Genomic DNA, 22,086 nt, shown 5'->3' on the forward strand with positions numbered 1-22,086 from the left:
TGGCCCGGATCAGGGCCGGGCGGGGGCAGGATAGCCTGCCGCAATGGTGCAGAGCAGCTCGAACAGGATCGTCGCGCCGGTCAGGGCGGTCAGCCCGCCAATATCGAAGGGGGGCGAGACCTCGACCACATCCGCGCCGCAGATCTGCAGCCCGGCGAGGCCGCGCACCATGCGCTGCGCCTGATGGGTCGAGAAGCCGCCCACTTCCGGCGTGCCGGTGCCCGGTGCCTGCGAAGGGTCAATCCCGTCGATATCGAAGGTCACATAGCAGGGCGCGCTGCCGATCACCCGGTGAATCTCGGCGATCACCCCCTCTGGCCCCAGATCCATCACCTCTTCAATATAGAGGATGCGGATGCCCTGATCCTTCGCCCAGAGATGCTCATCCGCCGCATAGACCGAGCCGCGGATGCCGATCTGGATGATGCGTTTCGGATCGAGGATCCCCTCTTCAATGGCCCGGCGGAACGGGGTGCCATGGGTATAGAGGTTATCGCCGAAATAGCGGTCATTGGTGTCGGAATGCGAGTCAAACTGCACCAGACCCAGCGGGCCACGCCCGGGGCTGGCTTTGGAAAGGGCGCGCAGCACCGGCAGGGTGGTCAGATGATCGCCGCCAACCGCAAGCGGCAATGCTCCGGCGGCGCAGATCGCGGCAATTCCGGCCTCGATCTGATCCAGCGCCTGCATCAGATCAATCGGCTGCACCTCAATATCGCCGACATCGGCCACCGCCAGCCGCTCATAGGGGATGACCCCTGAGACATGATGGCCGCGCCGCATCAGGCTGGACTGGTTGCGCACCTCACGCGGGCCATGGCGGGCTCCGGGGCGGTTCGTGGTGCCGCCGTCGAAAGGAATGCCCACCAGGGCAATATCGAGACCCGCGGCACTTGCCGGGGTGGGCAGGCGCATGAAGCTTGGCTGACCGGCAAAGCGCGGCACGCGCGAGGCATCGAGGGGTTCAAAAAAGGGCCTGGGCATTGAGCGGAGCTTTCAGAATTCAAGCGTCATATAGAGCGAGTTCGGATCGCCGGTATAGCTGCCGAAGGGGCCGCATTCGCGGAAACCGGCCTGCTCATAGAGGCGCTGCGCGGGCAGGAAAATCGGCTCACGCCCGGTTTCCAGTGACAGGTTTCTGACCCCGAGCCCGCGGGCGGCGCGGATCAGATGCTGCAGCATCAGCCGCGACAGGCCACGGCCGCGCGCTTCTGCCAGCACATGCATGGATTTGATCTCGGCCAGATCCCCGGACAGGCGTTTGACCGCCCCCATCGCCAGAACTTCGCCCGCTTCGCGCAGGACGAAAAACTGCACATCCTCGGCGGCAAGTTCTGAGGCATCCATCATGTAAATGCTCTCGGGCGGGGTCTGGGCATGCATATCCGCGGTATGGCGCGCGAAGATATGGCCAAGATCCGGCCCGAGCGGGCTTTCTGCTGCAATCACAAGGCGGTCGTTCATCTCAGATACCATTATATCGCTGTTCGGGCCGAGATTACGGGGCGCAGTCGGAGGGTCAAGGGCCGTTCAGCCCTGAGAGCGCCTGGCAAGAGCGCCCAGCCAGTCCGCCTGAATGGCGGCGCGGGTCCGGGCCAGGGCAATCGCAGCTTCGGCAGTGACCCGGCGGAAGCTGAGCGGCGTGCCGGGGCGGCACTGGGCGAAGCCGTCGAGCTCACAATCGAGCACTGTCGCCAGCTTCGGATAGCCGCCGGTGGTCTGGTGATCGGCCATCAGCACTGTTGCCACGCCATCACCCGCGATCTGCAGCGCGCCGCGCAGCAGCGGCTCTGACGGCATGTCGAGCCGCAAGGGCTTCAGCTCAGGCCCCTGCAGCCGGATGCCCATCCGGTCCGAGGCCGGGCTGACCTGCCAGCCTCCCTGTTCCAGCAGGTCCAGCGCCCCGGGGGCAAAAAAGCGCTCCTGGGGGCCAGGCGTGATCTGCAATGCGGCGCGGGGGCGGGCAAAGACCGGGCAGGGGAAATCTTGGGGCAGATCCGCGCGGATCCGGGTTTCGCGCAGCTGCAGCTGATCACCGCTTGCCAGCCGCCGCCCGCCCAGGCCCGAAGGACCATGGGTCGCAGTGCTGCCCAGCCAGTCCGGCTGCACAATCTCGCCCGCGAAAGCCAGATAGCACCAGCTGCCCCAGAGGCCGGGCCGGATCACCAGGCGCTGGCCCTCGCGCAGCTGGCCCCTTTGCCAGGCGGCGCCCGGTTTCCCGTCCAGCCCGGTGTGAAAGCCGCCGCCCGCCAGAGCAAAGCTGACGCAACCGGCGCTGCAGCTGAGCTGCAGCCCGCCGCGTGAGATCTCAATCACCGTGGCCCTGGCGGGATTGCCAAGTGCCAGATTGGCGGCCTGCAGCGCCAGGCGGTCCATCGCGCCCGAGCGCGGCACGCCATAGCGCATCCAGCCTGGCCGCCCGCCATCCTGCAGCGTGACATGGGGGCCGGCAAAGCGGATTGCGAGCAGCGCCTCAGCCATCCGCAGGGCCAAATTCAGCGCGGCTGATGCGGTGAAAGCGCAGCTGATCGCCTGGCTCAAACAGGAAGGGCCTGTCCGGCCTGCCGGTCAGGATCCTGGTGGGAGAGCGCCCGATCACCCACCAGCCGGTCGGCATTTTCAGGGTTGAGACGATGCATTGCTGCCCGGCAATCAGCAGGCTTCCCGCCGGAATATCGCGGATCGCGGCGGGTTTACGCGGCAGGCGGATCGCTTCGGGAACCCCGGCCAGATAGGCATAGCCGGGCGCAAAGCCATACATGAAGACCCGGTAACTGCCCGCGAGATGGCTGGCGATCACCGCTTCGGGGCCAAGGCCGGTCAGCTGCGCCACCTCGGCCAGATCGGGCGCAAATGCGCCCTCATAGCAGACCGCAATATCATGGATCTGGCCGCTGCCGGGGGGCGGGGCGGGATGCGACAGCAAACCGCTGGCCGCAGCGCGCATGGTTTCATGATCGGTCAGCAGCGGATCGAAACAGATCAGCAGGCTGGCATAGGCCGGAACCGCTTCACAAAACCCGGCGGGCGGGCTGGCGGCGAGGGCGCGGTCGAGCCGGGTGACCTGGGCATTAATCTCCTCCGAGATCGCCTCGCCAAATTCCACCAGCAGGCCGCGTTCAGCTATGGCCCGAAAGCGGGGAAAGCCGGGCTGCATCGGCTCAGACCGGCAGGAAAGGCGCGAGGCGGAAACCGGCCTGGCTCAGCCCCGCGCGCAGGGCGCGGGCATGGTGAACCGCATCCGGCGTGTCGCCATGCAGGCAGATCGAATGCGCGGACAGCGCGATGCTGCCGCCGCCCGCGACCGGCATCTGACCGCTGGCGAGAAAGCCGGTCAGCCTTTCCACGATTTCAGTGGCATCGCTCAGCACCGCGCCCGGCTGGCCGCGGGGGATCAGCTGCCCGTCGGCCCTATAGCCGCGGTCGGCGAAAACTTCGGAAAACACCTGAAGGCCCCGGGCGCGGGCCGCCGCCTCGAGCCTCGTGCCCGAGATCGCAAGGATGGCAAGCCCGCCTGGCAGATCCGCCACCGCGCGGGCAATCGCATCGGCCACCTCTGTATCGACTGCGGCGAGATTGGCCAGAGCGCCATGCGGCTTGACGAAGCGGACCTGCGCGCCCGCGTGCGCGGCCACCCCCTGCAGGCTGCCCACCTGGGCGGCAATCATCCGGCTGATCGCGGCGGGCGGCATCGGGATGATCCGCCGCCCAAAGCCCTCGCGATCGGCATAGCCGGGATGGGCACCAATGCTGACACCGCGTGCCCTGGCCTCGCTCAGCGCCTGATACATGGTCTCCGGATCCCCGGCATGGCCGCCACAGGCCAGGCTTGCCGAGGTGACCAGCCCCAGCATGGCGGCGTCATCGCCGATCTGCCAGGGGCCAAACCCCTCTCCCAGATCGGCATTGAGGTCGATGGATCGCATGGGCCTATCCTGTTTCGGTGCCGGTTTTGCCGGCAAGGGCGATCAGCTCGGGCACCGAGCGGATCTGCAGTTTTTCGAGAATGCGGGCCCGGTGGTGATCCACGGTACGCGGGCTGATCCCGAGAAAAGCGCCGACCTCTTTGCTGGAAGTGGCCGAGGGATTGGCCACCATATGGCTGACAATCTCCATCTCGCGCAAAGTCAGACGGCCAAAGCGCGCCCGGGTCTCACGGCGGCCCTCGCGGCGCGCCCGCAGCTCGGTGGCCAGGGTCAGCGCAATTTCGATGCGGTCGATCAGCACTTCGGGGTGGAAAGGTTTTTCAAGAAAATCAACCGCGCCGCCCTTGATCGCCTGGACCGATTCCGGCACGCCGCCATGGCCGGTGATGAAGATGACCGGCAGGCGGATGCCCGTGTCATTCAGCCGGGCCTGCAGCTCAAGCCCGTTCATCCCGGGCATGCCATAGTCGAGCAGGAGCACGCCATCCAGCTCGGGGCTGGCAATCCTCAGAAACTCGCTCGCCGAGGCGAAGCTCTCTACCAGATAGCCACGTCTGCGCAGGGAGCGGCTCAGCGAGCTGCGGATCGCCGCATCATCATCCACCAGGAAGAGGGTGAGCCCACTGTCAGACATTCTCGGTACCATTTTGCGTATCGTCTATAGTGGCGAGGGCGCTGGCAGCTGCAAGCCCCTGAATTCCCTCGGCCCTCTCGAGGCCGCCCGGATCGAGCCGCAGCGTAAAGCTGAAACGGGCACCGCTGATCCCCGTCCCTTCATGCCAGAGTTCGCCCTGATTGGCCTGAATCAGCGAGCGGCAGATCGAGAGGCCCAGCCCCATGCCATCGGCCTTGGTGGTTTCGAACTGGCTGAACAGGCTGATGGTTTCGCTGATACCCGGCCCGTTATCCTCGACCGAGACCCGCAGCATAGTGCCATCGCGCCGCGCCGAGAGGCTGACCATCCGCTCAGCGCTTGGCGCGGCAGACAAAGCCTCAATGGCATTGCGCAGCAGATTGACCAGTACCTGGGCGATCTGGGTCCGGTTGCCCAGCACTGCGGGCAGATCGGCGGGCAGAAGATTGCTGATCCGTACCCCGGCCTCGGTGGCCTCGGCCTGGACCAGGCGCAGGGTCTGATCGGCCAGGTTGGCCAGGTCGAAGCCGGTGCTGCAGCTTTTGTCCTTGCGGATGAAGCTGCGCAGCGCGCGGATGATTTCCCCGGCGCGCAGCGCCTCGCGCTCTATATCCCCGATCAGTTCCTGCAGCTCGGGATCGGCATTTCTCTGCTGTTCCAGCACCAGCCGGGCGGTATCGGCATTCTGGGCAATCGCCGTCAGCGGCTGGTTCAGCTCATGCGCCAGGCCCGAGGCCATCTCGCCCATGGTATGGCCGCGCGCCAGATGTGAGAGGTCGCGGTTCAGCCGGGCGATCTCGGCCTCGCGCTCTTTATGGGCGGTGATGTCATCCACCATCAGCACGCTATGCCGCGGCAGGCCGGTTGCATCGCGGATCACGATGGCATTCATCGAGACATGGATGACCCGGCCATCTTTGCGCAGCCAGCGCATCTCATGATTGGTCTGGCCCTCTGGCAGGCCGTCACTGGCAACCGCGGCGCGGTAGGCGGGCAGATCTTCGGGATGGGCGACATCGCCGATCTGATGGCCAAGCACGGCCAGAGGCGAGGTGGCCCCCAGCAGTTCGGCAAAGCGGGCATTGGCCCGGATCACCGCCGCCTCGCCGGGCGAGATCTGCGCCATCGCCCGCGGGGCCAGCTCGAAAGTCTGGCCATATTCACTCTCAACCCCGCGCCTGGCGAGGATCTGCTCGCGCAGCGCGGTATTCGCGCCCTCGAGCTCAAAATAGGTGCGTGGCGCCGGCCCTTCCGGCAGCATATCCCCGGCCGAGATGCGGCTGGACTGAGCCGCGAAATGGCGCAAAGGGCGGTGGATGTAATCAGCCAGAACCAGGCCGATCACCGCGGTGATCAGCGCGACCGCGCCGGCAATGTAGATATTTCTGGCGCGGTTTTCTTTGATGACGGCGGTAAAATCATCTTCGGGTGCATAGACGCTGATGGTCCAGGGCAGTTTCTCGCTGATCACCGGCAGCAGGGTGGCGACATAGACTTTGCCCTGGAAGGAGAATTGCGAGGCGGTGACCTTTTCGACCCCGGTCTCGCCATTGGCCAGATGGGCAAAGGCGGCGCGGGCGATCGGATCCTCAAATTCGGCGATGGTGGGAAATCGCAGCGTTCCGTCCTCGCGGCTGACCCGGATCAGCGATTTATCCGGATGCGCGATGACATCGCCGTTCTGATTAATGATCAGCGCTTTGCCATGGGTGCCGATCTTCAGATTGGCCAGAAAGTCGGAAATGCTTGCGATTTCGATATCGACGCCGACCACACCGCGGATCCCCTCGGGCCCGTTTTTCACCGGGGCTGAAAGGGTGATGCCAGGCTGCTGCGACGAGAAGAAAATATAGGGATCGGCCCAGATCGTGCGCCCCTCGTTGCGCGCGCCTTGATACCAGGCGCGCTCACGCGGGTCATAGGGATCCTCCGGCGTGACTTTCCGTGCGATTTCGTTGAAATTGTTATCGCGCCAGATCAGCCTCACCTCGCGCCTGCCATTGCTATGGCTGATCAGCTTGGTCCGGAACGGAGCAGCCTCGCCCGGGCTGCGCATCACGAAGACGAAATTCCCCTCTTCGCTGCCATAATACAGGCCCGAGAACTGTGGTGCGATCTGCAGCTGCTGAAACAGCAGCTGCTCCAGCTGGAACTGGTCATCGCTGGCAACGACGCGGTTCTGTGCCAGCCGGGCCGCAAGGACCGCGGCACCTTCGGCCGGGCTCAGGAAGCCTTTTGAATGTGCAATCGCATGGGTGCCGACATCGCGCAGCAGATCGCGCGCATGGTCGATCAGCGCCCGCTCGGAAGAAAAATACGAGGAAAACACCACTGCCATCACGGCGAGGAACTGCAGACCGGCAAGCCCGCAGGCGAGGATCAGCCGAAGCGAAAGACGCATGTTCAGCCCCTGACCTGAGCGCGGGGCCGGCAGAAGGGGCAAAGCCTCGCCCCGGGGCTGACAGCCCTGTATCTTGCCATCATTTAACACCTCTTCCGCGCTTGCGACACAGCCGGGGCGTGCAAAGACACCAGCTAAGGCCTGAAGCCTCGCCGCGCGCAGGTCAAGCTTGTCGCGGAAAGATTGCAGATAATACCGGCAGGCTGTCGCAACTCTGTTATCCGCCTGCCTGGCGGCCGTATAGGCAGAATTACCTGGGCAACCACGCGAATATACCTGTCACCATGCCTGTGTAATAAATTACATATTGTGAAAGCAATTTGTTGCCTGAGGATGCGATTTTTTTCCGCAAACGGGGTGACAGACCAGGTTTGGCTCTGACGCCCCGTTTGCGGCGTTATTTTTAACGTACTGTTTTTACGAAATATAGCTGACGACGATCTGGCGCGGCCAAGCTCCCACCCACGCCGGTGACTGATCTGATGCGCTGGCATTTGGCCTTTTGCAGGATCAGCCTGAAAGTGCCGGCCCCCTGTTTTCTCAGGTTTCCCCAGACCAGGAGAAACAGGGGGCGGGCCAAAGCCACCCCCCGCTTTTTCCGGCTCACCGGTCTGAGGCAGCAGGTCAGCGGATGCGCTGACCGGTCTCGTCGAAATGGAACATCTGACCGGTATTCAGTTTCAGCCCGACCCGGGTCTCCACCTCCGGGGTTTCGGCCCCGAACAGGCGCAGCGTGATCAGGCCCTGATCGGCGCAATCGACATAGACCAGGGTCTCGCTGCCCAGACGCTCGATATGGCTGACCCGGCCCTGCAATTGCGCTGAGGCATCTGCCTCGCGCGTCAGGCTGATCTGCTCGGGCCGGATGCCGATCCTGTCCGAGCGCAGGCCCAGCGGGCCGGACTGCAGGAAATTCATCTGGGGCGAGCCGATAAATCCGGCGACAAAGATATTATCGGGATCATGATACAGATCCATCGGCGCGCCGGTCTGTTCAATCCTGCCGCCGCGCAGCACGACGATTTTATGCGCAAGCGTCATCGCCTCGACCTGGTCATGGGTGACATAGATCGTGGTCGCGCCCAGCTCACGGTGCAGCCGCGCAATCTCGATCCGGGTCTGCACCCGCAAAGCGGCGTCGAGATTGGACAGCGGCTCGTCAAACAGGAACAGTTTCGGCCGGCGCACGATGGCGCGGCCGATGGCGACGCGCTGGCGCTGGCCGCCGGAAAGATCGGCGGGGCGGCGCTCCATCAGCGCCTCCAGCCCCAGCATGGCGGCGGCGCGGTCGGTTGCCTCACGGATTTCCGCCTTTGGCGTGCCGGCCTGTTTCAGCGCCAGCCCCATATTGTCGCGCACGCTCAGATGCGGGTAGAGCGCATAGGACTGGAACACCATGGCGATTTCACGCTTCGCCGGAGCCAGCCCGGTGATTTCGCGCCCGTCGAGTGAGACCTCGCCCGAGGTGACCTCTTCCAGACCGGCAATCATGCGCAACAGCGTCGATTTTCCGCAGCCTGAAGGGCCGACGAAGACGCAGAACTCGCCATCCTCCACCGTCAGATCAATGCCTTTGATCACCTCGGCCATGCCGAAGCTTTTCTTCACATCCCGGAGGATCAGCTTGCCCATTTTTCCTCCTTCACAGCCTGACCGCCTGACCCGAGCGCACGCTTTCATCGGCGGCGAGGCAGATCGCCAGCGAGCGGACCGCATCCTGCAGATGCCGGGTCAGATCGGTATTTTCGAGAATGGCGCGGGCGACGTAATCCTGCTCGCGCTCGCAAAGCTCCTGATGGCCCGGCTCATCGGCCATCGACAGATCCTCGCTGCCCTGACCGGCGCGGTGGATCCGCAGCGTCGAGGTTTTGGTATGGGTGTCGATATCATCCGAACGCGCGCTTTCCGGCATCCGGATCGAGACCGCGCCTTTCGGGCTGACCACATCTTTCACGAAGAAGGCGGTATCCGACATCATCGGCCCCCAGCCCGCCTCATACCAGCCGAGGCTGCCATCGCTGAACAGCACCTGGAAATGGCCGTAATTATACATATCCGGGGCAATTTCATCCGAGAGGCGCAGCCCCATGCCGCGCACCTCAACCGGCGCCGCATCGGTGATCTGCAGCATCACATCGACATAATGCACGCCGCAATCGACGATCGGCGGTGTGGTCTGCATCAGGGCCTTATGCACCTCCCAGGTCGGGCCTGCGCTTTGCTGGTTCAGGTTCAGCCGGAATACATAGGGCCCGCCAAGCGCACGGGCTTCGGCGATCAGCCTTTGCCAGGAGGGGTGATGGCGCAGGATATAGCCAACCACCACCTTGCGGTCATAGTGCAGGGCGGCAGCGGCGACCCGTTCGGCATCTTCGACCGTGGTGGCGAGGGGCTTTTCAACAAAGACATGCGCGCCCGCCTGCATCGCCGCCACGGCGTAATCGGCATGGCTGTCGGAATAGGTGGCGACGCAGACCAGATCGGGCCTGGTTGCGGCAAGGGCGGCGGCATAATCCTCATAGAACGGATAGGCCCCGAGCTCCGGGGGCAGGGTGCGCGCCGTGCGGTTGACCAGGCCGACAATCTCGAACCGGGGATCCCTGTGATAGGCCAGCGCATGGCTCTGGCCCATATTGCCAAGGCCTGCGATCAGAACGCGGATCATTTCACGGCTCCTGCGGTAATGCCCCGGATCAGCTGCCGGGAGAAAATCAGATAGAGAATAAGCACCGGCACAATCGCCAGCGACAAAGCGGCCAGAACCGCATTCCAGTTGGAGACGAACTGACCAAGGAAGACCTGGCTGCCGAGGGTGATGGTTTTGGTCTCCTCGGCCGGGGCAAGGATCAGCGGGAACCACAGGTCATTCCAGATCGGGATCATGGTAAAGACGGCAACCGTTGCCATGGCAGGCCGGACCAGCGGCAGCACCAGGGTAAAGAAGATACGATATTCCGACAGCCCGTCGATCCGCCCGGCGTTTTTCAGATCATCCGAGACATTGCGCATGAATTCCGACAGGATAAACACTGCCAAAGGCAGGCCCTGGGCGGTATAGACCAGGATCAGCGCGGTCAGGGTGTTCACCAGGCCCGAGGCCACCATCATCTGCAGAATGGCCACCGTGCCCAGCCGGATCGGGATCATGATCCCGAGCGCCAGATAGAGGCCCATCAGCATATTGCCGCGAAAGCGGTATTCCGACAAAGCAAAGGCTGCCATAGCGCCAAACAGCAGCACGAAAAACAGGCTGGCCAGGGTGACGGTGAGCGAATTCTGAAAATAAAGCAGGAAATCGCCCTGGGCGGCGACGGTCTGATAGCCGATCAGATCAAAGCTCTCGCCATGCGGCAGGGCCAGCGGCTGGTTAAAGATCGCCTTTTTGGATTTGAACGAATTCACCACGGTCACAAAGACCGGGAACAGGGCGATCATCGTCCAGAGGATCAGCACCGCATGGGCGGCGAGGGCGCGAAACGGGGCGCGGGCAGCGGTCTGGCTCGGGCGCATTCTCTCTCTCCCCCTCAGAACTGATATCGGCGCATGCGGGTCTGGATCGCAAACAGATAGATGCAGACCCCGACCAGGATGATGCCAAACATCGCCGTGGCAATGGTCGCGCCCATATGCGGATCACCGAGCTGCAGCTGGAAGCCAAAGAAGGTGCGATAGAGGAAGGTGCCCAGAATATCGGTCGAGAAATTCGGCCCGGCCAGCGCGCCCTGGGAGACGTAGATCAGGTCAAAGGCGTTGAAATTGCCGACGAAAGTCAGAACCGAGATAATGCCGATCGAGGGCAGGATCAGCGGCAGTTTGATGCGCCGGAACTGCGACCAGCCGGTGACGCCATCCATCTCGGCGGCCTCGATCACCTCATCGGGGATCGACAGCAAAGCGGCATAAATCAGCATCATCGGAATGCCGACAAACTGCCAGACCGAGATCAGCGCAAGGGTGGTCAGCGCATATTCCTCTTTGCCAAGCCAGGGCGCGAAAAGGCTCTTCAGCCCGACCGCATCCAGCATATCCGGCGCGATGCCCCAGAGCGGCGAGAGGATCAGCTTCCAGATGAAACCGACGACGACAAAGCTGAGGATGGTGGGGATGAAAATCGCAGTACGGTAAAAGGCCGAAAACCGCAGGCGCGGGGCGGAAAGCAGCGCCGCCAGCAGAATGCCGATCGGATTCTGCACCAGCATATGGATCAGGAAGAACCACATATTATTGCCAAGCGCATTCCAGAATGCCTCCGACCAGCGCGGGTCACCGAAAAGCGTGGCGAAGTTCTTCAGCCCGGCAAAGACTGTTTCGCTGCCGGTCCGCGTCCAGAGCGCCAGGTTCAGCGTGCTGAACAGCGGCAGGATCATAATGGCAGTATAGACCAGCACCGCAGGTGCCAGAAATACGGCAATATGCCAGCGAAAGGCTTTGCGCTGCGCCATACAGATCCTCTTTGCCCGGACGGTGTTTTGCGAAGCGGCAGGGGGCTTTGCCAGCCCCTCTGCCGCCGTCAGATCTTACTTCTGGGGCTCATACCAGGAGGAGAGGCCTTCCTGCAGACGCTTGCCGGCATCTTCCGGGGTCTCGGAACCGCGCAGCACATTGGCGCTGGCATTCCAGGTCTCATTCTCGAGATTCGGCGTGCCGCGCGACAGGATCTGATAGGTCGAGCGGATGGTCGGCTGGCAGCTGTCACGCCAGGACACGAACTCCTGGGCGAGCGGATCTTCCATCGTCACCGGGGTCGCATTCAGCGAGAAGAAGCCCGGCAGGGCATTGGCGTAAAGCGTGGCGAATTCGGCCGAGCCAACCCATTCGAGGAATTTCTTCGTCTCTTCCGGATGTTTGGTTCCGGCATTCATGCCAAGCGCGATATCGGTATGGTCCGAAATATAGCAGGTATCGCCCGCATTCACCACCGGCGGGGCAAAGGCGCCCATTTTGAACGAGACCTGCGGATTGAAGACGCCAATCTCCCAGGAGCCGGTCGGATAGATCGCGGCGCGGCCAAGGGTGAAGAGATTCTGGCTGTCCGGATAGGTCTGGGCCTCAAAACCGTCGCCGAGATAGTCTTTCCATTTCGCCAGGGTTGCGAAGGGGGCCACCCAGGCCTCATCGGTCAGTTTCGAAGTGCCGGCGATCAGCGCTTTGCGGCCCTCCTCGCCCTTCCAGTAGGTCGGGCCGATGTTCTGATAGCCCATGGTCGCGGCTTCCCACTGGTCCTGGGCGCCCATGGCCATCGGGATATAGCTGCCTTCCTCTTTGATCTTTTCGAGCACGGCAAAGAACTCAGCCTCGGTCTTTGGCACCTCAAGCCCCAGCTCGGCAAAGATATCGGCATTATAGATAAAGCCGTGGATCACCGAGGCCATGGGCACGCAGAAAGTGGCCGAACCATCATCGGTCTGCCAGGCGGATTTCGCCACATCCGAGAAATTCGCCATCGCGCCAAGCGCGGTCAGATCGGCGAGCTTGCCCTTGTTATAAAGCTCAAGCGAGGCATCGAAGGGGCGGCAGGTGATCAGATCGCCCGCCGAGCCCGCATCCAGCTTGGAATTCAGCACCGCATTGTAGTCGGCCGGTGCGGTGGGCGCGAAGACCAGCCTGATGCCGGGATTGGCTGCCTCAAAGGCCGGGATCAGCGTCTGCTGCCAGATGGCGAGGTCATCATTGCGCCAGGATTCGATGGTCAGCGTGACATCGGCCTGAGCGGCAGTCGCGAGCATCGTGCTGGCCAGAAGCGCCAGAAGCACGGGTTTGTTCATCTTTACTCTCCCTGTTTCGGCCGCTTGGCAGCCCGTTACTTATGTCAGATCACCGCAGATGCGGATCCAGATGCCCCTGGCTCGATGCAAGGGCGGCCTGTGCCTCTTCCGGGCTTTGACCAAGGGCGATCAGCACCGCCGGTTTGACGGCGCCATCACTTTGCGCGAGGGCGCTATGGGCCGTGTGTTCATCACTGCCCGCGAGAGCGGCGACGATGCCTGCGGCGCGCCCGGCGAGTTTGCAGTTATCGGCGACGACATTGACCATATAGCCGTCATGCACATGGCCCAGCCTGATTCCGCACAGCACTGAAATCAGATTGAGCGCCGCCTTCTGGGCGGTGGCCGCGCCCAGCCGGGTCGATCCGGCAATCAGTTCCGGCCCGGTGTCGAGCAGCACGGCAACCTCGGCCAGCTCCAGCAGCGGCGAGCCTGCCACATTGGCAATGCCGGTCACCCGGACGCCTGCGGCGCGTGCCGCTGTGGCAATCTCAAGCGCATAGGGGGTCCGGCCCGAGGCCGAGACCAGGATCAGGCTGTCGCCCTTGCCAAGGCCCGAGGCGCGGAAATCCTCCAGCGCCGCCTCGCGGTCATCCTCGACACCGCCCTGCATATGCAGCAGCGCCGCAGCCCCGCCGGCAAACATCACCGGGGTGCGCTCGGGCGGGATGCCGAAAGTGCCTGCCAGCTCAAGCGCATCGCTCAGCGCCATCAGCCCTGAGGAACCTGCACCGGCATAGCCCGCCCGCCCGCCCGCGCTGAGCGCCCCGGCCATAAGCTCTGCCGCCCGTTCCAGCGCCGGCAATGCGGCCTCCAGCCGCGACAGGGCGGCGATCTGAGCGGTCATAAATCTCTGGCCCACCTCTCCGGCGGGGAGGCGATGTATTCCGGCCGAGCCGGGATAGAGCTGTTCCGTACTGGCAGCAGACATGAGAAACCCCTGTTGCGCTCATGATGCCAAAACAATACCATTTGTAAAGAAGTTTTGGTTCCGCTGAGAAAATTCCGCGATTTCATCGAAATTCTTGAGAATTGGCCTTAACTTGGTATCATGCGGCGGGGAGAATCGCGATGTCTTTCATCCTTGGTATTGATGGCGGTGGCACCGGATGTCGTGCGGTTCTGGCCGATGCTTCCGGGCGCGTTATCGGCCAGGGGCAGGGCGGGGCGGCGAATATCCGCAGCGATCTGCAGGGCAGCCTTGCCCATATCCTCGCCGCGACGGCCGAGGCGGCGAGGGGCCATGATATTCCCCATGATCAGATCCGGGCGACGCTCGGTCTCGCGGGCGCGAATGTCAGCGCCGTGGCCGAGGCATTTCTGGCGCTGCTGCCCTTTGGCCGGGCGCAGATCGTTTCGGACGGGCTGACCGCGACCCGGGGCGCGCTGGGCCGTTCAGACGGCATCCTCGCGGCGCTGGGCACGGGTTCGGTGTTTTCGGTGCAGTATCAGGGCCAGATCCGCCAGGTCGGCGGGCGCGGTTTCATGCTCGGGGATGAGGGCAGCGGCGCACAGCTGGGGCGGGCGCTGCTCGCCGATGTGCTGCGTGCCGATGACGGGCTTTTGCCGATGACCCCTTTGCTGGCCGGGGTTCTGGCTGAGTTTGGCGGCGGCGAGGAGATCATTGCCTGGAGCTTCCGGGCCACGCCCGGTGAATATGCGGCGCTGGCGCCACGGATCGCCGCGAGTGAGGATCCGGCCGCGCGGGCGATTATGGCGCGTGCCGCCGCGCAGCTGCGCGAAATTATCCTCGGCCTGCAGCCCGGGGGCGCGCTTTTGCCGGTCAGCTATATCGGCGGTCTTGGCCCGGCTTATGCGCAGCTGTTGCGTGAGGACTGGCCTGAGGCAAAAGCGCAGGGAACGGGGCTCGACGGGGCGCTGCAGCTGGCGCTTGAAATGGCGCCGCTGCCCGGGGCAGCGGGTGCCGGATCGGCGGTGCGATGAGCCACGCTTTGTTCAGCCCGGAAGATTTTGAGGCCAGCCCAGGCCCGCTTTATCTGCAGTTGCAGCGGCTGATCAGCGAGGCGATCAGCTCAGGCCGGCTGCAGCCGGGCGACAGCCTGCCGCCCGAACGGGAGCTGGCCAGCCAGACCGGCCTGTCGCGGGTGACGGTGCGCAAAGGGGTGCAGGCCCTGGTTGGCGCCGGGCAGCTGGTGCAAAGGCGCGGCTCGGGCACCTTTGTCACCGAAAAAGTCGAGCGGCTGGAACAGGCGCTGTCACTGCTGACCTCATTCACCGAGGATATGGCGCGGCGCGGGCGCAGCGTGGAAAGCCGCTGGCTGGCGCGCGGGATTTATGCGCCCAGCCCGGAAGAGATCATGGCGCTTGGCCTTGGGGCGAATGATCAGGTCTCGCGGCTGGAGCGGGTGCGCTGTTCCGATGGCACTCCGCTGGCGATTGAGCGCGCGAGCCTGCCGCTCGCGATGCTTGCCGATCCTGCACAGGTCACCCGGTCGCTTTATGAAACGCTTGCCGCCCGGGATCTGCGGCCGGTGCGCGCAGTGCAGCGTCTGTCTGCCACCAATCTTGGCCCGGTGGATGCGGGCCTGCTGCAGGTTGCGCCAGGCCAGGCCGGGCTCAGGATTGAGCGGCTCTCCTATCTTGCCACCGGCCAGGTGGTTGAGTTTACCCGCTCGCTTTATCGCGGCGATGCTTATGATTTTGCGGTTGAACTGAAAATTGGACCCGAGGGCGGACGGAGAGCAGAATGACTGAGAGCCATATGGCGCGCGAGATTGCGCAGATCCCGGAAACCGCGGCGCATTTCCTGCGCGAAAGCCGTGAGGCGCTGGTTGAAGCGGCTGCGGCTCTGCAGCGCCATGATCCGGCCTTTCTCGTCACCGTGGCCCGCGGCTCCTCAGATCATGCCGCAACCTATCTGAAATATGCCGCCGAGCTGGAGCTGGGCCTGGCTGTGGCCTCGGTCGGGGCCTCGGTCGCCTCGATCTATCACCGGCCGATGAAACTGGCGCAGGCCGCCTGTTTTGGCATTTCGCAATCCGGGCGCAGCCCCGATATTGTCGGGATGCTCCGCAGCGCGGCCGATGGGCGGGCGCTGACCTTTGCTATCACCAATTTCGCCGACAGTCCGATGGCCGGGGTGGCCGATCATTGTCTCGCGCTGCAGGCCGGGGTCGAGCAGAGCGTGGCGGCGACCAAGACCTTTGTCACCAGCGTGCTGGCCGGGCTGGCGCTGATTGCAGAGTGGCGTGGCGATGTGGCGCTGAAACAGGCGGTGGATCGTCTGCCCGAGGATTTCGCCCGGGCGCTGTCGCTCGACTGGTCGCCGCTGGCGGCGCGGCTGGCCGGGGCGCAGTCCTGCTATGTGCTGGGCCGCGGCCCGGCCCTGGCCATTGCCAGCGAGGCGGCGCTGAAACTGAAAGAGACCTGCGGGCTGCATGCCGAGGCCTTTTCTGCGGCAGAGGTGCTGCATGGCCCCTCGGCGATTGTCGGGGCGGCTGTCCCGGTGCTGGCGCTGGGGGTCGGGGATCAGGCGCTGAGCGCGCTCACCCAGACCGCCGCGCGGCTGGCGGGACAGGGGGCAGATGTGTTTCTGACCGGCGCCAGCGCAGAAGGGGTGACCACTTTGCCCTCGCTGAGCGGGCTGCATCCGCTGGTGGCGCCGCTGGTGCTGACGGTTGCCTTTTACCGCATGGTTGAGGGGCTGGCCTGGCGCCGTGGCTTTGATCCTGATACGCCACCACATCTGCGCAAAGTGACCGAGACGGTCTGAGGAGAGCGGGTGATGGTTCAGGTTTTCAGTGCGTCCCGGATTTTCGACGGGACAGAGTTTCACGATGATCATGCCTTGATCGTCGAGGCGGGCCGGGTGAGCGGGCTGATGCCCCGGGCAGAGGCGCCGGCGGCGGATCAGCATTTCGACGGGCTGCTGGTCCCGGCCTTCCTGGATCTGCAGGTCAATGGCGGCGGCGGCGTGCTGGTCTCGGGCACGACCGGGGTGGCAGAGCTGCGCCAGCTCTGTGCTGCGCATCAGGGGCTCGGCTCGGTCGGGGTGATGCCGACGCTGATCACCGATACCGCAGAGGCGACGGCGGCGGTGATTGCGGCCGGGGCCGAAGCCGCGCGCCAGCAGGTGCCGGGCTTTCTGGGCCTGCATCTGGAGGGGCCGCATCTCGATCCGCGCCGCAAGGGCGCGCATGATCCGGCTCTGGTGCGCAAGATGGAGGCCGGGGATCTGGCGCGTCTCTGTGCAGCGGCAAAGGCCCTGCCCGCGCTGATCGTTACCCTGGCGCCAGAGGCGGTGAGCCCGGAGCAGATCGCGGCTCTGACGGCGGCGGGGGTGATCGTCAGCCTTGGTCACAGCGATTGCAGCTATGAACAGGCCGAGGCCGGTTTTCGCGCCGGGGCCAGGATGGCGACGCATCTTTACAATGCCATGAGCCAGATGGGGCATCGCAGCCCGGGGCTGGTCGGTGCGGTGCTGAGCGGCAGCTGCGCCGCCGGGCTGATCGCGGACGGGGTCCATGTCCATCCGGCGGCGATGCAGGCGGCGCTGGCGGCGCGGCGAGAGGGGATTTTCCTTGTCAGCGATTGCATGGCTTTTGCCGGAACCGATGCGACAGAGATGTTGCTCAATGGCCGCATGGTGCTGCGCCATGACGGGCGGCTCACGCTGGAGGATGGCACCCTGGCCGGGGCGGATCTGACCCTGCCCGAGGCGGTGGCCAATGTGACGAGGCTGGGTGTGCCGCCTGACCGGGCGCTGCGCATGGCCTCGGCGATTCCGGCCGGGCTGATCGGGCGTGGCGCGGAATATGGCCATCTGACCCAGGGCGCGCGCGCGGTGGCGCTGCATCTCGACGCGCAGCTGCGCTGCCAGGGCCGGATCGGCTTCTGAACCTGGCCCCGGTTCTGACGGGGGCCGCAACTTATCCTTCTTTCGGTCAGATTTTCCCTGTTAATCTGGCGCCTGCAGCCCGGTGTCCTGGCGGGCAGGGGGGGCAGATGAAAATTGCTATTATCGGCACAGGCTATGTCGGTCTGGTCTCGGGGGTCTGTTTCTCGGACTTTGGCCATGAGGTGGTCTGCGTCGATAAGGCCAGCGCGAAGATTGAGGCTTTGCGCCGGGGTGAGGTGCCGATCTATGAGCCGGGGCTTGAGGCGGTGCTGGCGCGCAATGTGCAGGCCGGGCGCCTGAGCTTTGCCACCGATCTCAGCGCCGCAATCGGGGGGGCGGCCGCGATTTTCATCGCCGTGGGTACGCCGACCCGGCGCGGTGACGGCCATGCGGATCTGACCTATGTCTATGCCGCGGCCGAGGAGGTCGCCCGGCTTCTGACCGGGCCGGTGGTGATCGTCACCAAATCCACGGTGCCGGTCGGCACCAATCGCCGCCTGGCCGAGGTGGTGCGCCAGGCGAATCCCCTGGCCGATTTTGACGTGGCCTCGAACCCGGAATTCCTGCGCGAAGGTGCGGCGGTCGAGGATTTCATGAAGCCTGACCGGGTGATTGTCGGTGTTGAATCGGCGCGTGCGCGTGAGGTGATGGCCGAGGTCTACCGCCCGCTCTATCTGCGCGATTTCCCGATCATCTATACCGGGCTCGAAACCGCCGAGATGATCAAATACGCGGCCAATGCCTTCCTCGCCACCAAGATCAGTTTCATCAATGAGATTGCCGCCCTGTGTGAGCGGGTGGGGGCGGATGTGAAAGATGTCTCCAAAGGCATCGGGCTAGACGGAAGGATCGGTCGTAAATTCCTGCATGCCGGGCCGGGTTATGGCGGGTCCTGTTTCCCGAAAGACACTTCGGCCCTGGCGCGGATCGGCCAGGAATATGGCGTGCCGCAGCGCATCACCGAAATGGTGATTGAGGTGAATGAAGGGGTGAAACGCCGGATGATTGATAAGATCACCGATCTTTGTGACGGTTCGGTCAATGGCAAGGTGGTGGCGGTGCTGGGCGTGACCTTCAAGCCTGAGACCGATGATATGCGGGCCGCGCCCTCGCTGACCGTGGTGCCGGCGCTGATTGGCCAGGGGGCCGAGGTGCGGGTGGTGGATCCGCAGGGCCGGCGCGAGGGCCAGGCTTTGCTGCCAGGGGTGATCTGGCAAAGTGATCCCTATCAGGCCGCTCTGGGGGCGGATGTGCTGGTGATCCTGACCGAATGGAATGAATTCCGGGCGCTGGATCTGCGGCGCCTCGCCGAAGCCATGCGCCAGGCGCGGATGGCGGATCTGCGCAATATTTACAGCGCCGAGACGGTGCTGGCCGCCGGATTTGACGCCTATGATGGGGTCGGACGCGGCTGACTGCGCCAGGGGCAGGCCCCCTCCGCCACGGGGGATGCGGCGGAGGGGGAGGGTTTTCAGTTCAGGGCTTTCGAGCGGGTTTCCGCGTCGATCAGCCTCGCCAGCAGTGCTGCCAGCAGCAGCAGCCCGGCAAAAAGGCCGATCGCGGTCGAGGTGCTCTGGATGAACAGATGCACCAGAACCGAAGGCGCGAGCAGCCCGCCAAGCCGGGCCATCGCCCCCGCCGCGCCCATGCCGGTGGCGCGTGAGCCGGTGGGGTAAAGCTCGGGCGTGAAGGCATAAAGCGCACCCCAGGTGCCCAGGAGGGCGAAGCTCATCACCATCAGCGCCGTGGCGATCAGCCAGGGCGAAGCCGCGACCACGAACAGCAGGCAGGCCGCCGAACTCAGCACCAGGAAGGCGACAAGGGTCGGACGACGCCCCCAGGCCTCAACCCCCCAGGCGGCAAGCACATAGCCGGGGATCTGGGCCAGCGCGAGCAGCACGAGGAAACCATAGCCGCGCACAAAGCCAAAGCCCTGGGTGGCGAGCTGTGCCGGCATCCAGGTGAAGACGCCGTAATAGGACATCGAAACAAGGAACCAGACTGCCAGCATCAGCAGCGTGCGGCGCAGCAGGCCCGGTGAGAAAATCCCCTCAGCCGTGCCGGTCTCTGGCAGAACAAGCCGGGCTTCAGCAGCCAGAGGCGGCTGGCCATTGGTTTGCAGCACCTTGTCGAGCACCCGGCGTGCGCCCGGCTCATCGCCCTGACGCAAGAGATGCATCGGGCTTTCCGGGATCCAGATCCGCAGGAAAATGCCCAGCACCGCCGGGGCTGCGGTGACAAAGAAGATCACGCGCCAGATCTCGGTCACGCCAGCGGTGGTGGCGGCCCAGGCGGTCAGGGCAACGATCACCGTGCCGACGGCCCAGAACCCCTCCAGCATCACCAGCCAGCGGCCGCGCCGTTTCGGCGGCAGGAATTCGGCCATCATCGCGTAATCGACGGGAAGGGTGCCGCCCACCGCCATGCCGGTCAGGAAGCGCAGCACCAGCAAAGTGGCGAAATCCGGGGCAAAGGCCGAGGCGATGCCAAAGACTGCATCCATGGCGACGGTGACCAGAAGAATGCGGCGGCGGCCGAATTTATCGGCGAGGCGGCCAAAGAGGGCGGCGCCCACCATCATACCGAGGAAGAACAGGATACCGGTCTGCAGCGCCTCGGGCACGGTCATGCCAAAGGTGGCGGCGATGGAGGCGACGGTAAATCCGACCGCCAGAACCTGCATGGCATCGGCCGCCCAGACCAGGCCAAAAATCCCTAAAAGGCGTCGCTGGAAGCGCCCGGTTCCGGCGCGCTCCAGGACGCTGTCAATTGCGGTGGCCTGCATCCCTGTACTCTCCATCCCCTCCGGTGCTGCCGGAGATTGTGCATCAATGCTTATACTCGATTCGAGTATATAAGCCTCTTAATGCTCAAGGTGAGTATATGTCAATTCCTGCTGATCGGCAGTCTGGTCCCGGCCAGTGCCCTGGCCTGCACCACGGTTGCGCGGTAGCGATAGAGCATGGCGGGCCGGCCGGGACCGTCGCTGCTCATCTCGCCGGTTTCCTCGATCAGCTCCTGCTGGTCGATCTGACGGCGGAAATTGGACTTATGCAGCCGCAGCCCGACCAGGGCCTCGACCTTGCGCTGCAGCTGCAGCAGGCTGAAGCGGTCCGGCATCAGCTCAAAAGCGGCCGGGCTGTATTTGATCCTGGCGCGCAGCCGGGCGATGCCGGTGGCGAGGATGCGGCGATGATCAGCGCGCATCGGGCGGCCGCTTTCGGGCAGATCGCTGCAACCGGCCTCGGCCACCAGCCCGGCCTCATAGAGCAGCTCATAGCGCTGCAGGGCCAGATCCTCATTCCAATGTGCGCCATGCTGCCCAAAGGCGTAATCAATCCTTTGCCCCCGCGCCTCAGCGCCTGCGCCGGCCGCCGCCCAGAGCGCCAGCCGCGCGAGAACGGGACCGAGGCAGGCGGGCGGCCCGGCGCGGTGATCCTCCCAGGGGAAATATTCGTACCAGCCATGCCATTCGGGCTGTTCTGCCCCGGGGGCGGCCTGTTCATGCACCAGCCCGAGATAGGAGATCGAGATCCGCCGCAGTGAGGTCTCATCGCCGCTCCCGGGCGTGGCGGCGGCTTCGCGGTCGCTGTCGGCGAAAGTATAGAGCTGCTCGAGAAAGCCGACCGGATGGCCGGTCTGCTGCTCGATCCAGGCCCGCAGGCCAGATTGCAGGCTGCGGTGCCCCGAGATGAAAGGCCCCGAGGGCAGGGCCTGGCCAGCGGCGACGGTCATCACCCGGGGCTCTTCGCCGGTCACGGCCGCGAGAACCGCGATCAGTTCTGCCTGCCCTAAGCCATTCGTCACTCTGCTCTCCTGCCCTGGACGGTATCGGGGCATTATAGGCATTCACTGCGGCTTCTGCACCCCGGGCCCGGCATTTCGGCACAGAAATACCCGGCAGTCCCGCGATACCCTCCGCGATCAGGCAAAAAGCCTGCAGGCGTTCACCCTCGGTTAGGGAACTGGCGGATATGCTGATCCGGAAACCGCAAGCGGAGGCAGGGGTGAGCGATCTTTCAGCCGGGTCAGAGATGCTGCAGAGCAGTGAGGCATCGCCGCGTCGTGCCTGGCGCGCGATTCTGATCAGCCTGGTGCTGGCGCTCCTTTCCGGGGCGGGTGGCTTTTACGCCAGCCGGGCCGGGCTGGTCACGCTGCCCTTCATCGCGGCACCGGATGCTTCGCCGGTCCCGGCCCTGCCCTCCATCGCCTATGTGCAGATCCCGGCGATCATCATCTCGCTCGGTCCCGCGGCGACGGGGCGGCATCTGAAATTCTCTGCCCAGCTGGAGACCGAAACCCGCCACCAGGAGGAGGTCAGCCTCTTGCTGCCGCGGATTGTCGATGTGCTGAACAGCTATCTGCGCGCGGTTGAGCCGCGCGAGCTGGAAGACGCCGGCGCAATCACCCGGCTGCGCGGCCAGATGCTGCGCCGGATCCAGATCGTCACCGGCGAGGGGCGGGTGCGTGACCTGCTGATCGCTGAATTCGTCCTGAACTGA

General features: G+C 64.5%; 21 protein-coding genes. 6 read left to right on the forward strand and 15 right to left on the reverse strand.

Annotated elements, in window-relative coordinates:
• Positions 1-9 precede the first annotated feature (9 nt).
• The 13 genes from speB to H0485_RS05990 all read right to left on the reverse strand — a co-directional run bounded on the left by speB (position 10) and on the right by H0485_RS05990 (position 13,657).
• The gene (gene speB / locus H0485_RS05930) at positions 10-984 is read right to left on the reverse strand and encodes an agmatinase (protein WP_226934443.1); all 975 of its coding nucleotides are present in this window, start codon (positions 982-984) and stop codon (positions 10-12) included.
• 12 nt (positions 985-996) lie between these two features.
• Entirely contained in the window at positions 997-1,464 is a 468-nt protein-coding gene (locus H0485_RS05935) for a GNAT family N-acetyltransferase (RefSeq protein ID WP_226934444.1), read from the reverse strand.
• A 66-nt stretch (positions 1,465-1,530) separates the two neighbouring features.
• The gene (locus tag H0485_RS05940; protein WP_226934445.1) at positions 1,531-2,481 is read right to left on the reverse strand and encodes a 5-oxoprolinase subunit C family protein; all 951 of its coding nucleotides are present in this window, start codon (positions 2,479-2,481) and stop codon (positions 1,531-1,533) included.
• The gene (locus H0485_RS05945) at positions 2,474-3,157 is read right to left on the reverse strand and encodes a 5-oxoprolinase subunit B family protein (RefSeq protein ID WP_226934446.1); all 684 of its coding nucleotides are present in this window, start codon (positions 3,155-3,157) and stop codon (positions 2,474-2,476) included. The genes H0485_RS05940 and H0485_RS05945 overlap by 8 nt, the downstream gene beginning before the upstream one ends.
• Positions 3,158-3,161: 4 nt before the next feature.
• Complete coding sequence (locus H0485_RS05950) at positions 3,162-3,926, reverse strand: LamB/YcsF family protein (RefSeq protein ID WP_226934447.1); 765 nt, start codon at positions 3,924-3,926, stop codon at positions 3,162-3,164.
• A gap of 4 nt (positions 3,927-3,930) precedes the next feature.
• On the reverse strand, positions 3,931-4,560 hold the full coding sequence (locus H0485_RS05955) for a response regulator transcription factor (protein WP_226934448.1): 630 nt from the start codon (positions 4,558-4,560) through the stop codon (positions 3,931-3,933).
• A complete protein-coding gene (locus H0485_RS05960; protein ID WP_226934449.1) occupies positions 4,553-6,961 on the reverse strand; it encodes a cache domain-containing protein in 2,409 nt (802 codons plus the stop codon). The genes H0485_RS05955 and H0485_RS05960 overlap by 8 nt, the downstream gene beginning before the upstream one ends.
• Before the next feature lie 624 nt (positions 6,962-7,585).
• Positions 7,586-8,593, reverse strand: a complete 1,008-nt coding sequence (locus tag H0485_RS05965) for an ABC transporter ATP-binding protein (RefSeq protein ID WP_226934450.1) — start codon at positions 8,591-8,593, stop codon at positions 7,586-7,588.
• A 10-nt stretch (positions 8,594-8,603) separates the two neighbouring features.
• Positions 8,604-9,626, reverse strand: a complete 1,023-nt coding sequence (locus tag H0485_RS05970; protein WP_226934451.1) for a Gfo/Idh/MocA family protein — start codon at positions 9,624-9,626, stop codon at positions 8,604-8,606.
• Complete coding sequence (locus tag H0485_RS05975; protein ID WP_226934452.1) at positions 9,623-10,471, reverse strand: carbohydrate ABC transporter permease; 849 nt, start codon at positions 10,469-10,471, stop codon at positions 9,623-9,625. The genes H0485_RS05970 and H0485_RS05975 overlap by 4 nt, the downstream gene beginning before the upstream one ends.
• Before the next feature lie 14 nt (positions 10,472-10,485).
• Complete coding sequence (locus H0485_RS05980; RefSeq protein ID WP_226934453.1) at positions 10,486-11,403, reverse strand: carbohydrate ABC transporter permease; 918 nt, start codon at positions 11,401-11,403, stop codon at positions 10,486-10,488.
• A gap of 75 nt (positions 11,404-11,478) precedes the next feature.
• On the reverse strand, positions 11,479-12,726 hold the full coding sequence (locus tag H0485_RS05985) for an ABC transporter substrate-binding protein (protein ID WP_226934454.1): 1,248 nt from the start codon (positions 12,724-12,726) through the stop codon (positions 11,479-11,481).
• 49 nt (positions 12,727-12,775) lie between these two features.
• Complete coding sequence (locus H0485_RS05990; RefSeq protein WP_226934455.1) at positions 12,776-13,657, reverse strand: N-acetylmuramic acid 6-phosphate etherase; 882 nt, start codon at positions 13,655-13,657, stop codon at positions 12,776-12,778.
• Positions 13,658-13,797: 140 nt separating this feature from the next.
• Here H0485_RS05990 and H0485_RS05995 point away from each other — a divergent pair, with 140 nt between their 5' ends.
• The 5 genes from H0485_RS05995 (at position 13,798) to H0485_RS06015 (ending at position 18,999) form a co-directional block, all read left to right on the forward strand.
• Positions 13,798-14,670: a glucosamine kinase nucleotide-binding domain-containing protein gene (locus H0485_RS05995; protein WP_226934456.1), complete on the forward strand. Its 873-nt coding sequence runs from the start codon at positions 13,798-13,800 to the stop codon at positions 14,668-14,670.
• Positions 14,667-15,437 carry a GntR family transcriptional regulator gene (locus H0485_RS06000; RefSeq protein WP_226934457.1) on the forward strand — a complete coding sequence of 257 codons (771 nt, stop codon included), beginning with the start codon at positions 14,667-14,669 and terminating at the stop codon, positions 15,435-15,437. Before H0485_RS05995 ends, H0485_RS06000 begins: the two co-directional genes overlap by 4 nt.
• Positions 15,434-16,459 (forward strand): SIS domain-containing protein, encoded by a 1,026-nt coding sequence (locus H0485_RS06005; RefSeq protein WP_226934458.1) that lies wholly within the window; start codon positions 15,434-15,436, stop codon positions 16,457-16,459. Before H0485_RS06000 ends, H0485_RS06005 begins: the two co-directional genes overlap by 4 nt.
• 12 nt (positions 16,460-16,471) lie before the next feature.
• Entirely contained in the window at positions 16,472-17,584 is a 1,113-nt protein-coding gene (nagA, locus tag H0485_RS06010; RefSeq protein ID WP_226934459.1) for an N-acetylglucosamine-6-phosphate deacetylase, read from the forward strand.
• 107 nt (positions 17,585-17,691) lie between these two features.
• Positions 17,692-18,999, forward strand: a complete 1,308-nt coding sequence (locus H0485_RS06015) for a UDP-glucose dehydrogenase family protein (RefSeq protein ID WP_226934460.1) — start codon at positions 17,692-17,694, stop codon at positions 18,997-18,999.
• Positions 19,000-19,055: 56 nt separating this feature from the next.
• On the opposite strand, the gene H0485_RS06020 is transcribed toward H0485_RS06015, so the two are convergent.
• Together H0485_RS06020 and H0485_RS21835 are read right to left on the reverse strand one after the other, a co-directional pair.
• The gene (locus H0485_RS06020) at positions 19,056-20,369 is read right to left on the reverse strand and encodes an MFS transporter (protein WP_226934461.1); all 1,314 of its coding nucleotides are present in this window, start codon (positions 20,367-20,369) and stop codon (positions 19,056-19,058) included.
• 101 nt (positions 20,370-20,470) lie between these two features.
• Complete coding sequence (locus H0485_RS21835) at positions 20,471-21,391, reverse strand: NUDIX hydrolase (RefSeq protein ID WP_226934462.1); 921 nt, start codon at positions 21,389-21,391, stop codon at positions 20,471-20,473.
• 200 nt (positions 21,392-21,591) lie between these two features.
• On the opposite strand from H0485_RS21835, the gene H0485_RS06030 reads away from it, so the two are divergent.
• Complete coding sequence (locus H0485_RS06030; RefSeq protein WP_226934463.1) at positions 21,592-22,086, forward strand: flagellar basal body-associated FliL family protein; 495 nt, start codon at positions 21,592-21,594, stop codon at positions 22,084-22,086.

The sequence above is a fragment of the Pseudogemmobacter faecipullorum genome, assembly GCF_020539525.1.
Taxonomy (GTDB): domain Bacteria; phylum Pseudomonadota; class Alphaproteobacteria; order Rhodobacterales; family Rhodobacteraceae; genus Pseudogemmobacter; species Pseudogemmobacter faecipullorum.

Excerpts from the sequence above, each read along its gene's own strand:
- speB (WP_226934443.1), bottom strand. The coding sequence starts at position 984 with ATGCCCAGGCCCTTTTTTGAACCCCTCGATGCCTCGCGCGTGCCGCGC.
- H0485_RS05935 (WP_226934444.1), bottom strand. The coding sequence starts at position 1,464 with ATGAACGACCGCCTTGTGATTGCAGCAGAAAGCCCGCTCGGGCCGGAT.
- H0485_RS05940 (WP_226934445.1), bottom strand. The coding sequence starts at position 2,481 with ATGGCTGAGGCGCTGCTCGCAATCCGCTTTGCCGGCCCCCATGTCACG.
- H0485_RS05945 (WP_226934446.1), bottom strand. The coding sequence starts at position 3,157 with ATGCAGCCCGGCTTTCCCCGCTTTCGGGCCATAGCTGAACGCGGCCTG.
- H0485_RS05950 (WP_226934447.1), bottom strand. The coding sequence starts at position 3,926 with ATGCGATCCATCGACCTCAATGCCGATCTGGGAGAGGGGTTTGGCCCC.
- H0485_RS05955 (WP_226934448.1), bottom strand. The coding sequence starts at position 4,560 with ATGTCTGACAGTGGGCTCACCCTCTTCCTGGTGGATGATGATGCGGCG.
- H0485_RS05960 (WP_226934449.1), bottom strand. The coding sequence starts at position 6,961 with ATGCGTCTTTCGCTTCGGCTGATCCTCGCCTGCGGGCTTGCCGGTCTG.
- H0485_RS05965 (WP_226934450.1), bottom strand. The coding sequence starts at position 8,593 with ATGGGCAAGCTGATCCTCCGGGATGTGAAGAAAAGCTTCGGCATGGCC.
- H0485_RS05970 (WP_226934451.1), bottom strand. The coding sequence starts at position 9,626 with ATGATCCGCGTTCTGATCGCAGGCCTTGGCAATATGGGCCAGAGCCAT.
- H0485_RS05975 (WP_226934452.1), bottom strand. The coding sequence starts at position 10,471 with ATGCGCCCGAGCCAGACCGCTGCCCGCGCCCCGTTTCGCGCCCTCGCC.
- H0485_RS05980 (WP_226934453.1), bottom strand. The coding sequence starts at position 11,403 with ATGGCGCAGCGCAAAGCCTTTCGCTGGCATATTGCCGTATTTCTGGCA.
- H0485_RS05985 (WP_226934454.1), bottom strand. The coding sequence starts at position 12,726 with ATGAACAAACCCGTGCTTCTGGCGCTTCTGGCCAGCACGATGCTCGCG.
- H0485_RS05990 (WP_226934455.1), bottom strand. The coding sequence starts at position 13,657 with ATGTCTGCTGCCAGTACGGAACAGCTCTATCCCGGCTCGGCCGGAATA.
- H0485_RS05995 (WP_226934456.1), top strand. The coding sequence starts at position 13,798 with ATGTCTTTCATCCTTGGTATTGATGGCGGTGGCACCGGATGTCGTGCG.
- H0485_RS06000 (WP_226934457.1), top strand. The coding sequence starts at position 14,667 with ATGAGCCACGCTTTGTTCAGCCCGGAAGATTTTGAGGCCAGCCCAGGC.
- H0485_RS06005 (WP_226934458.1), top strand. The coding sequence starts at position 15,434 with ATGACTGAGAGCCATATGGCGCGCGAGATTGCGCAGATCCCGGAAACC.
- nagA (WP_226934459.1), top strand. The coding sequence starts at position 16,472 with ATGGTTCAGGTTTTCAGTGCGTCCCGGATTTTCGACGGGACAGAGTTT.
- H0485_RS06015 (WP_226934460.1), top strand. The coding sequence starts at position 17,692 with ATGAAAATTGCTATTATCGGCACAGGCTATGTCGGTCTGGTCTCGGGG.
- H0485_RS06020 (WP_226934461.1), bottom strand. The coding sequence starts at position 20,369 with ATGCAGGCCACCGCAATTGACAGCGTCCTGGAGCGCGCCGGAACCGGG.